The organism is Kitasatospora nipponensis (assembly GCF_039528135.1).
In the GTDB taxonomy this organism is placed as follows: Bacteria; Actinomycetota; Actinomycetes; order Streptomycetales; family Streptomycetaceae; genus Kitasatospora; species Kitasatospora nipponensis.
In genome coordinates this window covers 1-12,574 of sequence record NZ_BAAALF010000152.1, presented here as the reverse complement: position 1 = coordinate 12,574, position 12,574 = coordinate 1, and the positions used below count along the sequence as shown (strand labels likewise).

The window sequence follows — 12,574 nt, the reverse complement described above, 5'->3', positions numbered from 1 at the left end:
CTCGGGCGCCGCGGCCGACCGGCCCGCGCTCCACGGTCACGAAGGAGAACTCGGCGGCCACGAAGAGGCCGTTGGCGAGGATGAGCAGGAGGGCCGCGAAGAGCAGCAGCCAGGCCGTGATCACAGCGCCGCCTGCTCTCCGGGCGTCAGGAGAAAGGCGGCGGGGGTACTACCGGACGGATCGTCCATCGAGGGGAGAGCTCACTCCTCCGGTCGCGGGCGGGCGGGGCGGCTTTGCCCCGGCTTTACCAGCGTAGACGATACCTGTTCGAGTGCCGGGGGCAGCACCGCCGGCCCCGGTGGCGGGCCCGCGGCGCGGCTCAGACCACCTCCGCCGCGGCGGTCGCGCCGCGCGCCTCGGTGAGGTCGCGCAGGCCGCGGGCGGCCCGCACCGCCTGGTCGCGGCCGCCGCCCGGCTGGATGCCGACGGCGGCCAGCGAGGTGCCGTCGGCCAGGTCGAGGGTGACCCACGGGTCGCCCTGACGGAGGTTGACCCGCACGATCTCGGCCCACTGCAGCCGCCGGGTGCGCAGGAAGTTCACCACGGTGATCCCCTGCTCGTCGGCGTCCACCCGGGGGCGGGCCAGCATCAGGCCGACCCCGGCGAAGACCAGCCCCAGGAAGCTGAGCATGATCCGGTCGTTCAGCTGCCAGCTGGCCGGCAGCAGCACCGCCATGCCACCGAAGACCACCAGCAGCAGTCCGCTCGCCGGCAGCAGCACCGCGCGGTTGCGGCGCGGTGCCCAGGTCAGCGGCAGCGTGGGCAGGTCGGTGGCAGGCGGCACGGCGGTGGTACTCCCAGCGGAACAGCGGTCAGGACGGAACGGGACGAGCGGGCGGGGCGGACGAGCGCGAGGGCTCAGAGCCGGCAGGCGTGGATGTTGGTGACCAGGACGCCGCGGGCGCCGATCGCCCAGAGGTCGTCCATGATCCGCTGGGCCTCCTTGCGGAGCACCATCGAGCGCACCGCCACCCAGCCCTCGGTGTGCAGCGGCGAGACGGTCGGCGACTCCAGGCCCGGCGTCAGCGCGACCGCGTCGGTGACCTTCTCGGCCCGGATGTCGTAGTCCATCAGCACGTAGCGGCGGGCCACCAGGACGCCCTGCAGGCGGCGCAGGAACTGGTCGACCCGGGGGTCCTCGCCCGCGCCCTTGGGCCGGATCACCACGGCGTCGGAGACCAGGATCGGCTCGCCGAAGATCTCCAGGCCGGCGTTGCGCAGGCTGGTGCCGGTCTCCACCACGTCGGCGATCACGTCGGCCACGCCCAGCTGCACCGCGGTCTCCACCGCGCCGTCGAGCTTGGTGACGGTGGCGCTCACGCCGTGCTCGGCCAGGTGCTGCTCGACCAGGCCGGTGTAGGAGGTGGCGATCCGCAGGCCCTGCAGGCCCTGGACGTCCTTGGGCGAGCCGGTCGGACCGGCGAAGCGGAAGGTCGAGCCGCCGAAGCCGAGGGCGAGGATCTCCTCGGCGTTGGAGGCCGAGTCCAGCAGCAGGTCACGGCCGGTGATCCCGATGTCCAGGCGGCCGGAGCCGACGTAGACCGCGATGTCGCGCGGGCGCAGGAAGAAGAACTCGACCTGGTTCTCCGGGTCGACCAGCACCAGTTCCTTGGGGTCCTTGCGCTGGCGGTAGCCGGCCTCATGCAGCATCTCCGCCGCGGGACCCGAGAGCGAACCCTTGTTGGGGAGGGCGATGCGCAGCATGAGAGGAAGATCCTTCGCTTGGTCGCGGATGGGGTGGTGCCGGCCGGGCGCTCGGGCCCGGGTGGTGCGGGGTCGAGGTGGTGCGGGGTCGGACGGGGTCGGACGGTCAGAGGTAGGCGTAGACGTCGTCGAGGGTGAGCCCGCGGGCGATCATCATCACCTGAAGGTGGTAGAGGAGCTGCGAGATCTCCTCGGCGGTCTGCTCCGTGGTCTGGAACTCGGCCGCCATCCACACCTCGGCGGCCTCCTCGACCACCTTCTTCCCGATCGCATGGACGCCCTGCTGGACGAGTTGCGCGGTACGCGAGGACGCGGGGTCGCCGGTGGCGGCCTTCTGCTGGAGCTCGACGAAGAGCTCCTCGAATGTCTTCGATGCCATGATGGGTTTCACCATACGGGGAAACCCACGGCGGGTGGGAGGTGTCCCGGTGCGTGGACGCCGCACTTGGACACCCCCACCCGCCGCGTCCGCCCGGCGGTCAGCGCCAGGGCTCGGAGACCGCGCGCAGCGTGGCCGCGGTGGCCACCGCGGCGGTGACCGCCTCGTGGCCCTTGTCCTCGGCCGAGTCCGGCAGCCCCGCGCGGTCCAGCGCCTGCTGCTCGTTGTCGCAGGTCAGCACGCCGAAGCCGATCGGGACGCCGGTGTTGACGCTGACCTGGGTGAGGCCCAGGGTGGCGGCCTCGCAGACGTAGTCGAAGTGCGGGGTGCCGCCGCGGATGACCACCCCGAGGGCGATCACCGCGTCGTAGCCGCGCTCGGCCAGCTGCTTGGCCGCCACCGGCAGCTCGAAGGTGCCCGGGACCCGGATGATGGTCGGCTCCTCGATCCCCAGTTCCTTCAGGGCGCGCTGGGCACCGTTCAGCAGGCCGTCCATCACCTGGGTGTGCCACTGGGCGGCGATCACCGCCACCCGCAGGTCCTGGGCGTTCTTGACGGTCAGCTGGGGGGCTCCGTGGCCGCTCACTTGCTTGTCCTCTCGTACGGGTGGTTCAGGCTTGGTTCGGACTCGGTTCGGACGGGGTTCAGCCCAGCCACGGCAGGTCGTGGCCCATCCGGTCGCGCTTGGTGCGCAGGTAGGCGAGGTTGTGCTCGCCCGCCTCCACCGGGATCGGCTCGCGGCCCTTGACCTTCAGGCCGTGGTCGGTGAGCGCGGCCAGCTTCTCGGGGTTGTTGGTCAGCAGCGTCAGCGAGCGCACGCCCAGGTCGGTGAGCATCTGGGCGCCGATGCTGTAGTCGCGGGCGTCGGCGGGCAGGCCCAGGTCGAGGTTGGCGTCCACGGTGTCACGGCCCTGCTCCTGGAGCTCGTAGGCGCGCAGCTTGTGCGCCAGCCCGATGCCGCGGCCCTCGTGGCCGCGCAGGTAGAGCACCACGCCGCGGCCGGCCTCGGCCACCTTGGCCAGCGAGGCCTGCAACTGCGGGCCGCAGTCGCAGCGCAGCGAACCGAAGACGTCCCCGGTCAGGCACTCGGAGTGCACCCGCACCAGCACGTCCTCGCCGTCCGGCAGCCGGCCCTGCTCGTCCAGGCCGCCGGCCACCAGCGCGAGGTGCTCGGTGCCGTCGAGGGTGCCGCGGTAGCCGACCGCGGTGAAGTCACCGTGCACGGTGGGCAGCGCGGTGACCGCGGCGCGGTCCACGTGCAGCTCGGTGCGCCGGCGGTAGGCGATCAGGTCCTCGATCGAGATGATCGCCAGGCCGTGCTCGCGGGCGAAGGCGACCAGCTCGGGCAGCCGGGCCATCGTGCCGTCGTCGTTGACCACCTCGCAGATCGCCGCGGCCGGCGGCAGGCCGGCCAGCCGGGCCAGGTCCACGCCGGCCTCGGTGTGGCCGGGGCGCGCCAGCACGCCGCCGTCCACCGCGCGCAGCGGGAAGACGTGCCCGGGGCGGGTGAAGTCGGCCGCGGTGCTGGAGGGTTCGCCCAGCAGCCGGACGGTCAGCGCGCGGTCGACGGCCGAGATGCCGGTGGCCTCGACGTCGCGGGCGTCCACCGAGACGGTGTAGGCGGTGCCCTTGCGGTCCTGGTTGACCCGGGTCATCGGCGGCAGGTCGAGCCGGTCGGCGTCCGCCTGGGTGACCGGCACGCAGATCACGCCGGAGGTGTAGCGGATGGTGAAGGCGAGCAGCTCGGGAGTCGCCGCCGAGGCGGCGAAGATGAGGTCGCCCTCGTTCTCGCGGTCCTCGTCGTCCACCACGATCACCGCGCGGCCGGCCGCGATGTCGGCGATGGGGCGCTCGACCGGGTCGAGCGCGAGGTCGGCGTTGCTGAGGCTGTGGGTGCTCATGCCGGGGCTCCTTGGAGGGTCGGGGCGGGAGTGCGACGGACGGCGCGGCTGCGCAGCCACCAGCTGCGCAAGCCGAGCAGGACCAGGACGAAGTAGATGCTGTAGGTCAGGCCGGAGAAGGCGTAGCCGTTGTCGAAGGCCAGCGGGACGCCGACCACGTCGACGGCGATCCAGGCGATCCAGAACTCCACCCAGCCGCGCGCCTGGGCCACCATCGCGGCCAGCGTGCCGACGAAGATGTAGGCGTCCGACCACGGGCTCCAGGACATCCAGGAGTAGTGGGTGAAGAGTTCGGCCAGCGCGACGGTGGCGGCCGCGGTGGCCCCCACCAGCAGGGCGCGCTCGGTCCAGTTGGCGAACCGGACCTCGATCTCACCGGTGTCGCGGCGGCCGCGCTGCCACTGGAACCAGCCCCAGAGCGCGGTGACGATCACGATCACCTGCTTGCCCGCGAGACCGGACAGGTGACCGGACGCGAAGGCGCCGAAGAGCACGATGCCGGAGAGGAGTTGGGCCGGCCAGCTCCAGATCGAGCGCCGCCAGCCGAGCGCCAGCGCGCCCAGGCCGATCAGGTTCCCGATCATGTCGGTCCACTTCACATGCTCGCCGAATATCGAGAAGGCGATGCCGTTGAGCCAGTTCACGAGGCGTCCTGCGTCAGGCCGGGGGCGGTGGTGAGCGAGGAGACGGCGGAGGCGACGGTCAGGCCGGGCACGGCCCGCGACTCCAGCAGCCGCTCCACGTACTTGGCCAGCACGTCCACCTCGAGGTTGACCGGGTCGCCGACGGCCTTGACGCCGAGCGTGGTCAGCGCCAGGGTGGCGGGGATCAGGCTGACCGTGAAGCTGTCGGCGGCGGCCTCGACCACGGTCAGGCTCACCCCGTCCACGGTGATCGAGCCCTTGTCCACCAGGTAGCGGGCGATGCTCTGCGGCAGGGCGAAGCGCAGCACCTCCCAGCGGGGGTTGCCCTCGCCGTCGAGCTCGCCGGGCGAGCGGCTGAGCAGCGAGCCGGTGGCGTCCACGTGCCCCTGCACCAGGTGGCCGCCGAGCCGGGCACCGAGCGCCATGGCCCGCTCCAGGTTGACCCGCGAACCGGGGCGCAGCGCCCCCAGGCTGGAGCGCAGCAGCGTCTCGGCCATCACGTCGGCGCTGAACTCGCCACTGGACGCGGCCAGTTCCTCAGGGGTGTCGACGACGGTCAGGCATACGCCGTTGACCGCGATGGAGTCGCCGTGCCGGGCACCGGTACAGGCCACCGGGCCGCGCAGACGGATCCGCGAGGAGTCGCCGTACTCCTCGATGGAGACGACCTCGCCGAGCTCTTCGATGATGCCGGTGAACACCCGGGTTCTCCTCGCACTAGGGGCGCGGACTCCGGGGCGGCACTGCTGCGGGAAGGTCGAGGCGGAAGCGGGAGGTGTGGGTACGGGTGTGCCGGACCGTTCGGCGAAGCCCTGCCCCCGTCGCCGAAGGAGGGGCCGCCGGTTGCCCGTCGTACCCGAACGCGGAACCCCGGCAAGGGGATCCACGGCACCGCTCGATCCGTCGCGCACGCCTCCCATCCGGACTTTAACCGTCGGTCCAGGAATTTCACCTGGTCAACCGGCCGCTGGCTGCGGACGGGTCGCGGACTGTAACCGCCGGTTCGGATTTTCACCGACCCCGGAGTGCGCTGAACGTCACTACTACTGCCGTCATTCTGCCATGATCCGCAACCGCTCAGACAGAGGGTCGCGCTGTGCTCTCTTTCACGTCGGCGCGGGGAATGGGTTCGGCCACGTCCGACGCCGGGTCAGGCTGGACCGGCGGGCTCGGGCCCGGCTCGGGTCCGGGTACAGCCTCCTGCTGGGGAGGGGTGCGGGGCCCGCGCTGACAGGATTGCGGGGGCCGGCTCGGGTAGGGGTACGTGCTCGCTCTCGGGGGCGGGCCGGTGGCGCGGCGAGGGTCAGCCGGCGGTGCGGCGCAGGGCCAGCTCCCGGGCCTCGGACGGCAGGGCGTCGGCCGCCAGCAGCAGCGGCAGCAGCTGCGGCTCCAGGGTGAGCGCGCGGAAGGTCAGCGCGATCGAGACCTCGTGGGCGGGCCGGTGCACGAGGACCACCGGGTCGCCGGCCCGTACCTCGCCCGGCACGATCACCCGCAGGTAGGCGCCCGGCAGCCCGGCCCGGGTGAACCGCTTGATCCAGCCGCCGCGGTCCAGCCAGCCCTGGAAGGTGCCGCACGGGATCCGCGGGCAGGAGACCTCCAGGACGACCCGCTCCCCGATCCGCCAGCGCTCGCCGATCAGCGCCCCGTTGACGTCGACGCCGGTGGTGGTGAGGTTCTCGCCGAAGACACCGTTGGCCAGCGGGCGGCCCAGCTCGGGCTCCCAGCCGTCGAGGTCCTCCCGGGCGTAGGCGTAGAGAGCCTGGTCGGGACCGCCGTGGTGCTTCACGTCGTAGACCCGGTCGCCCGCCAGCCCGACCTCGCCGGTGCCCTTCGGCCCGGGGACGGCCACCGCCACCGGGCCGTCCGCCGGCCGCTTGTCGATGCCGGTACTGGCCGGTCCCTTCCACGGGTTGGGGCGGGGCCGACCGACGTTGACCGAGAGCAGTTCCATACCGCGACGGTACGGCGGGCCGGGGTGACCTGGCCATCCGGTTCGGCACCGCCCCCGACCCGTGCTCGACCCCGTCCCGACCTGCCGGAGCCCCGCGGGCGGTCAGCCGGCGGTGCGCCGGGTGACCACCAGCTCGGCGATCGAGGCGGCGACCGTCTCCACCTCCGCCTCGGTGTTGTAGTAGTGCGGCGACAGCCGCAGGCACCACTCCACCTCCTTGTCGGCGAAGTCGAAGCGCGCGTACTCGCGGAAGCTGAGCGAGGAGTTGATCCCGCGGGCGTCCAGCGCGCGCTTGACGGGCTCCGCCTGCCGGCCCTCGATCGTCAGGGTGACCAGCGCGGCCGGCGCCGGCCCGCGGTCCAGCAGCCGCACCCCGGGGACGGCGGCCAGCCGTTCGCGCAGCAGGGCGGCCAGCGCGGGGGTCCGCCGGGCGATCGCCGCGGGTCCCACCCGCAGCGCGTAGCGGGTGGCGGCCGCGGCACCGAGCACGTTCGCGTACGGCACCTCCCACTCCTCGTAGCGGGCCGCGCCGGCCACCGGCTCGTAGCGGTCCGGTGCCACCCAGCGCGCGCCGCGCATGTCGATGAAGAGCGGTTCGGCCTCGCTCTTCAGGACCCGGTCGGAGGCGAAGAGGAAGCCCGAGCCGCGCGGACCGCGCAGGAACTTGCGCAGGGTCGCGGTGAGCAGGTCGCAGCCGATCCGCTCGACGTCGAGCTCGAACTGCCCGACCGACTGGCAGGCGTCGACCAGGTAGAGCAGGTCGAGCTCGCGGCAGTGCCGGCCGATCTCGGCGACCGGCTGGACCAGCCCGGAGTTGGTCGGCACGTGGGTGACGGCGACCAGCCGCGGCCGCCGGGCGCGCATCAGCGCGGCCATCGCGGCCACGTCGACGCCGGTGCCGTCCGGGTGGTCGGGCGCGTGCACGACCTCGACCCCGAAGCGCTTGCCCAGCGAGAGGAAGGCGATCTGGTTGGAGATGTAGTCGTTGCGGGTGGTCAGGATGATGTCGCCGGGCAGGAAGTCGATCCCCGACAGGGCCTTGGCGTAGGCGTCCGTCGCGCTGCCGGCGTAGGCGATGTTGTCGGGCCCGGTGCCCAGGAGTTCGGCGGTCGCCGTGTAGAAGTCGCGGACCTGCTCGGCCCGCGCGGTGGCGGCCTCGTAGCCGCCGACCTCCGCCTCGAACTGCAGGTGGTCGATCATCGCCTTCAGCACCGGCCGGGGCATCAGGCCGCTGCCGGCGTTGTTGAAGTGGATCACCGACCCGCAGCCGGGTGTGTCCGCGCGCAGCGCCGCGAGGTCGAGGGCCGGCTGCCCGGCCGGGTCGGGGTCGATGGCCTGGTCCTGAGTTCCCATGCCCCCGAGGTAATCACGCGCGGGGCGCCGATGGCCACCGTTCGCCGGTATTCCCGCCGGTGCGGCCACGGGGTCGGATCCGGTCGGCGGCGACCGGCGGACGGTCGGGAAGCGCCCTCCCGATGGGTGGTCAGGCCCGCGGGCGGACCTCGACGTTCTCCAGGACGCCGATCGCGTCGGGAATGAGGACCGCCGCCGAGTAGTAGGCGCTGACCAGGTAGGAGATGATCGCCTTCTCGTCGATGCCCATGAAGCGCACGTTGAGCCCGGGCTCGTACTCGTCGGGGATGCCGGTCTGGAAGAGGCCGACCACGCCCTCGTTGTCCTCACCGGTGCGCACGGCGATGATCGAGGAGGTCTGCTGGGCGGTGACCGGGATCTTGCCGCAGGGCAGCAGCGGCACGCCGCGCCAGGCCGGCAGGTGGTGGCCGGCGACCTCGATGCCACCGAAGTAGATGCCGCGCCGGCTGCACTCCTTGCCGAAGGCGGCGATCGCGCGCGGGTGCGCGAAGAGGTACTGGGTGTTGCGGCGCATGCTGAGCAGGTCGTCCAGGTCGTCCGGGGTGGGCGGGCCGCTGTGGGTCTGGATCCGCTGGTCGTAGTCGGCGTTGTGCAGCAGGCCGAAGTCCCGGTTGTTGACCAGCTCGTGCTCCTGGCGTTCGCGCAACGCCTCGATGGTGAGCCGCAACTGGTGCTCGATCTGGTTCATCGGCTGGTTGTAGAGGTCGGCGACCCGGCTGTGCACCCGCAGCACGGTCTGCGCCACGCTCAACTCGTACTCGCGTGGTGCGAGTTCGTAGTCGACGAAGGTGCCGGGCAGCTCGAACTCGCCCTCGTGGCCGGCCGCCAGCTCGATCTCCGCCTCGCCGTGCGGGCTCTGCGACTGCTGCGCGTCCGAGATGAACTGAAGGATCCTGGACCGCAGTTCCTCCGAACGGTCGGCCAACTCCTGGAAGGCGGGCCAGGGCAGCGCGAGCACGGTGCCGGCGGTGGCCGCCCGGACGGTGAAGGGCCAGGGCGTGTCGGCCTGGGTGAGCGCCTCGTCACCGAGGTGGTCGCCGTCCGCCAGCGAACCGACGACCGCGCTCTCGCCGTACTTGCCGGTGCCGATCGCATTCACCTTGCCGTGCGCGATCAGCAGCACCTGGTCCATCGGCCGGCCGGCCTCCACCAGCACCTCACCCGCTGCGAAGTCCCGCTGGGTGAACCGGGACGCCAACTGCTCCAGCAGGGCCTGGTCCTCGACCTCCCGCAGCAGCGGCACCTCGCGCAGCGTCGGCGGCACCACCCGCACTTCGGCGCCGGTGCGCACGAAGCTCACCCGGCCGCGGCCCACCGCGTAACTGAGCCGGCGGTTCACCCGGTAGGTGCCGCCGGACACCTGCACCCAGGGCAGCATCTTCGACACCCAGCGCGAACTGATGCCCTGCATCTGGGGGGCGGACTTGGTCGTCGTGGCGAGATTGCGGGCCGCTGCGGTACTGAGGCTCAGCTGCTGCTGCTCCTGCGCATCCGCCGGGCTCGTGTCGATCGACATCAGGTGCCTCGCTTTCGTCCTGCTCGTCGTGCTCGTCATGTCGCTCGCCCGACTTCCGGCCACCGCGCCGGTGCCCCGACCGGGACTGATCTGCCATGAACCGTCGGACTGTTGGGCATCCGCACCGATCCGCCACGAGGGCAGGTCGTCATGCACACGCTCCGCATTCCGATGTAATCGCACGGTGCTCGCCGTCACAACAGGCACATGCCCGGCACCGTGGTGTGACGGACCCGGCGCGCTGATCTTCACGCCGTGCACGCCCCTGCGCGCGACCCCGGCCCGGCGACCCGCCACACGGAAAGCCCCGAGCTCAACGGCGGTCCCGGCCCGGCCGCCGGGCGATTCCACCGCCCGCAGGCAATTCGCTTGCGGCGAAACCCGGTTGACCGGCACCATCCCGGTATGTTCGAGCTGCTGCCGGGAACCGGCCTGCGTCTGCCGGGACGGGCCGGCCTGCTCCGGCTGGGCGGCTGTGAACGGGCGGCCCAGTGGGCCGTCGCCACGCTGGCCGACGTCCGGGTGGCGCCGTGGACCTGCGGCGCGCGCTGGGCGTTCTCGGCCCAATACGCGGGGCTGGAGCTGTTCGCACTCGGCGACACCCTGGACCGCTACGACCGTGCCCGGGACCTGCGGGGGCTGGCCGCCGTGGAGCTGCGCCGCTCGGAGCAGGCGCCGTGCACCGCCGCCGCCGTCCCGGTCGTCCTGGCCGGCGTGGACCTCTTCGGCTACCCGGCCGAGGAGGTCCTGACCGCGGTCGACCCCGACGGGTACCCCGGAGTCCGCCTGCGGCCGGCCGACGCCGGCGGCTACCTGCCGGCGGTCGAGCTCCGGCAGCCGTACCCGGACTCGGCCGCGAGGCCCTAGCTCGGCGGCGGCGGAGGCGGTGCGGGCGCGGAAGGGGGTGGCGGCGGAGGCGGGGGCACGGGCGGAGTGGGGGTGTCCGGCGGCGGGGGATTCCCGCGACGAGCGGATCCCTGGTGCGGCGGCGCAGCGTCCGGGAACGCGGCCTGCGGTGGTGCGGCCTCCGGCGGGGGCGGGGTGTCCGCCGGCGTTCCGACGTCGGAGTCGGCCTCCGGGGTGGTCGAGAGGCTCCCGGCGGCGGCCCGCGCCCGCACGACGCCCAGCAGCACCAGCAGCAGGGTCGCGGCAGCCGCGACCAGGCCGATCCAGACACCGGCGCCCACCGAGACCGAGGCGGCGCCCAGCCGGTTGTTCAGGTCCACCAGGTCCGAGACGTCGGCCAGGGCGACGATGTAGAGCACCAGCAGGTTGGAGGCCGGGATCAGCGCGATCGCCGCGAACCTCCCGTCCGCCCGGGCGAGCGCGACGCAGACCAGGCCGACCACCGCCAGGACCATCACGATGATCAGCGCCGGTGCGGCCGCCTGCATGCCCTGGCCGAAGGCGTCCACGCTGAAGAAGTCGCTCGAGACCCAGGGGGCGAAGAGCATGAAGAAGCTCAGCAGCGCCGCACCCGCGGCCGCCACCAGCGGCCAGTCGCGGGCGGGGTCGAGCACGCGGCGCCGTCCGCTCGCGGGCTCGGTGGGGTACTGGTCGACCACGGCTCCTCCTTCCGTGCAGGACGTTGCACTCGGTGCTGGAGGGGAGATGTCCGGAAGGCCCGCGCGAGTCCGCGCCGAGGCCGTCTCCTCAGCATGTGGTGACCGCGGAGCCGGGGCAACTTCGGCCCTCCCCACCCACCGGGTGCGGGTCACGGCGCCCTGTGCTCCGCTGGAAGGTGGGCCGTCCGGCTGCCCCGGGCCGGGTCCCGGGCTTCGCCGTGCGCCCCGTCAGCAGCACTGCCCGGGGCACCGACGTCGACGTCGACAGCCCGTAGCCGGCCGCTCGGAACACTCAGGAGTTCGGGCTCCCGTTGCCGGCGGGCGAGTACGCCCCGCCGCCGGAGGCGCCGCTCTGGCCGCCCCCGCCGGCCGACTCGCCGCCCGAGGCCGGCCCGCTGCCGGTGGCCGGGGAGGAGTAGGCGGAGGCGGAGGACGATCCGCCGCCTGCGGTGGAGACCGAGGCGGACCCGGACGTGGACGCGGAGCCGGAACCGTACGAGGGACTGGAGGCCGACGAGGAGGCCGGCTTGGAGGAGTAGGCGGACCCGGAGGCCGGGGCGCTCGCCGGACGGCTCGGCGAGGAGGTGCGGGTGTCGCTGCCGCCGGTGCCGCCGACCGGGCGGGTGAACCAGGTCCCGGTGGTCTGGTCGACCATCACCAGCTTGCCCACCGGCTCCGGCGCCGGCGTCACCACGACCACCCCCTCCTGGTGGAAGGACGGCCAGGACTCCCCGTTGTACTGCGGCGCCGTGCTGTCGGCGACCGGCGGCAGCAGCGGGTTCCCGCAGGCGCAGCGGGCCCGCGGAACGCCGTGGTCGTCGACCAGCACCGCGGTGCCGGCCTGCAGCACGGACTGGAAGCTCGTGGCGGCGCCGTTGACGAACCCGTGGTTGGTCACCCGGGTGTCGACCCGCAGCACCACGGGGGTGAGCGCGTGCAGGTAGGTCGGCAGGTCGCTGAACGCGATGCCCTCGACCTGGGCCCAGGCCCGGCCCTTGTCGACGTGCGTGGTCAGGTAGTCGGAGAGCTGGGCGACGTCGCAGCTGGCGGTGTGCTCGGTGCCGCCGTAGAGCCCGACGGACCCGCCGTCGACGCTCTGCGCACCGCTGGCGCCGGTGCCGGCACTGCCCGGGGAGAGCGCGCCCGACGGGGTACCGGTGGCCGCGCCGCCGGTGGCGTAGCCCGAGGCACTGGCGTAGCCCGACGCGGTCGCGGAGCCGGAGGCGACCGCCACCGACCCGGTGAACGGGTCCTGACCCGGTGCGGCGGCGGCCTGCAGGGTCACCTGCTGCGCCGCGAGGGTGCTGCTGTGGCTGTTGCTCTTGGGCTGGCGTTCCACCAGGACGACCGTGACGACCGCCGCGGCGACCAGCACCCCGGCCGCGATGAGCAGCGACCGGCGCCGGCGCCACCACGGACCGCCGCCACCACCGCCGGGACCGCCCGGCCCGGTGACCACGGTGCGCGGCGGCGGAGGCGGAGGCGGGCCGGTGGGCCCGGACGGCAGCGAGGACGGCACCGAGGAGGCGGCGGCGG

Annotated in this window: 13 protein-coding genes and 1 riboswitch; of the genes, 1 reads left to right on the top strand and 12 read right to left on the bottom strand. The window is 73.2% G+C overall.

Annotation, left to right across the window (positions count from 1 at the left end; all coding sequences use genetic code 11):
• Positions 1-320: 320 nt before the first annotated feature.
• The 10 genes from ABD323_RS30395 to ABD323_RS30350 all read right to left on the bottom strand — a co-directional run bounded on the left by ABD323_RS30395 (position 321) and on the right by ABD323_RS30350 (position 9,473).
• Positions 321-785 (bottom strand): PH domain-containing protein, encoded by a 465-nt coding sequence (locus ABD323_RS30395; RefSeq protein ID WP_344445244.1) that lies wholly within the window; start codon positions 783-785, stop codon positions 321-323.
• A 74-nt stretch (positions 786-859) separates the two neighbouring features.
• Entirely contained in the window at positions 860-1,705 is an 846-nt protein-coding gene (gene hisG / locus ABD323_RS30390) for an ATP phosphoribosyltransferase (protein WP_344445243.1), read from the bottom strand.
• Between the two features lie 106 nt (positions 1,706-1,811).
• On the bottom strand, positions 1,812-2,084 hold the full coding sequence (locus tag ABD323_RS30385; RefSeq protein WP_344445242.1) for a phosphoribosyl-ATP diphosphatase: 273 nt from the start codon (positions 2,082-2,084) through the stop codon (positions 1,812-1,814).
• Between the two features lie 100 nt (positions 2,085-2,184).
• Entirely contained in the window at positions 2,185-2,670 is a 486-nt protein-coding gene (gene ribH / locus ABD323_RS30380; RefSeq protein WP_344445241.1) for a 6,7-dimethyl-8-ribityllumazine synthase, read from the bottom strand.
• Positions 2,671-2,728: 58 nt separating this feature from the next.
• Complete coding sequence (locus ABD323_RS30375; RefSeq protein ID WP_344445240.1) at positions 2,729-3,985, bottom strand: bifunctional 3,4-dihydroxy-2-butanone-4-phosphate synthase/GTP cyclohydrolase II; 1,257 nt, start codon at positions 3,983-3,985, stop codon at positions 2,729-2,731.
• Complete coding sequence (locus tag ABD323_RS30370) at positions 3,982-4,629, bottom strand: nicotinamide mononucleotide transporter family protein (RefSeq protein ID WP_344445239.1); 648 nt, start codon at positions 4,627-4,629, stop codon at positions 3,982-3,984. Before ABD323_RS30370 ends, ABD323_RS30375 begins: the two co-directional genes overlap by 4 nt.
• Complete coding sequence (locus tag ABD323_RS30365) at positions 4,626-5,330, bottom strand: riboflavin synthase (protein ID WP_344445238.1); 705 nt, start codon at positions 5,328-5,330, stop codon at positions 4,626-4,628. The genes ABD323_RS30370 and ABD323_RS30365 overlap by 4 nt, the downstream gene beginning before the upstream one ends.
• A 203-nt stretch (positions 5,331-5,533) precedes the next feature.
• Positions 5,534-5,661: riboswitch (FMN riboswitch) on the bottom strand.
• A 271-nt stretch (positions 5,662-5,932) separates the two neighbouring features.
• A complete protein-coding gene (locus ABD323_RS30360) occupies positions 5,933-6,583 on the bottom strand; it encodes an MOSC domain-containing protein (protein ID WP_344445237.1) in 651 nt (216 codons plus the stop codon).
• 102 nt (positions 6,584-6,685) lie between these two features.
• Positions 6,686-7,936: an aminotransferase class V-fold PLP-dependent enzyme gene (locus tag ABD323_RS30355; protein WP_344445236.1), complete on the bottom strand. Its 1,251-nt coding sequence runs from the start codon at positions 7,934-7,936 to the stop codon at positions 6,686-6,688.
• 130 nt (positions 7,937-8,066) lie between these two features.
• Positions 8,067-9,473 (bottom strand): family 2B encapsulin nanocompartment shell protein, encoded by a 1,407-nt coding sequence (locus ABD323_RS30350; protein ID WP_344445235.1) that lies wholly within the window; start codon positions 9,471-9,473, stop codon positions 8,067-8,069.
• A gap of 405 nt (positions 9,474-9,878) precedes the next feature.
• On the opposite strand from ABD323_RS30350, the gene ABD323_RS30345 reads away from it, so the two are divergent.
• On the top strand, positions 9,879-10,340 hold the full coding sequence (locus ABD323_RS30345; protein ID WP_344445234.1) for a hypothetical protein: 462 nt from the start codon (positions 9,879-9,881) through the stop codon (positions 10,338-10,340).
• Here ABD323_RS30345 and ABD323_RS30340 read toward each other — a convergent pair.
• Together ABD323_RS30340 and ABD323_RS30335 are read right to left on the bottom strand one after the other, a co-directional pair.
• Positions 10,337-11,038, bottom strand: coding sequence for a hypothetical protein (locus tag ABD323_RS30340; protein WP_344445233.1), 702 nt, complete (start codon positions 11,036-11,038; stop codon positions 10,337-10,339). The genes ABD323_RS30345 and ABD323_RS30340 overlap by 4 nt on opposite strands.
• Positions 11,039-11,330: 292 nt before the next feature.
• A partial coding sequence (locus tag ABD323_RS30335) for a DUF6777 domain-containing protein (RefSeq protein WP_344445232.1) occupies positions 11,331-12,574 on the bottom strand: 1,244 nt, incomplete at its 5' end.

Coding starts and splice junctions, on each gene's coding strand:
- hisG (WP_344445243.1), bottom strand. CDS start 1,705: ATGCTGCGCATCGCCCTCCCCAACAAGGGTTCGCTCTCGGGTCCCGCG.
- ABD323_RS30385 (WP_344445242.1), bottom strand. CDS start 2,084: ATGGCATCGAAGACATTCGAGGAGCTCTTCGTCGAGCTCCAGCAGAAG.
- ABD323_RS30375 (WP_344445240.1), bottom strand. CDS start 3,985: ATGAGCACCCACAGCCTCAGCAACGCCGACCTCGCGCTCGACCCGGTC.
- ABD323_RS30360 (WP_344445237.1), bottom strand. CDS start 6,583: ATGGAACTGCTCTCGGTCAACGTCGGTCGGCCCCGCCCCAACCCGTGG.
- ABD323_RS30355 (WP_344445236.1), bottom strand. CDS start 7,936: ATGGGAACTCAGGACCAGGCCATCGACCCCGACCCGGCCGGGCAGCCG.
- ABD323_RS30350 (WP_344445235.1), bottom strand. CDS start 9,473: ATGTCGATCGACACGAGCCCGGCGGATGCGCAGGAGCAGCAGCAGCTG.
- ABD323_RS30345 (WP_344445234.1), top strand. CDS start 9,879: ATGTTCGAGCTGCTGCCGGGAACCGGCCTGCGTCTGCCGGGACGGGCC.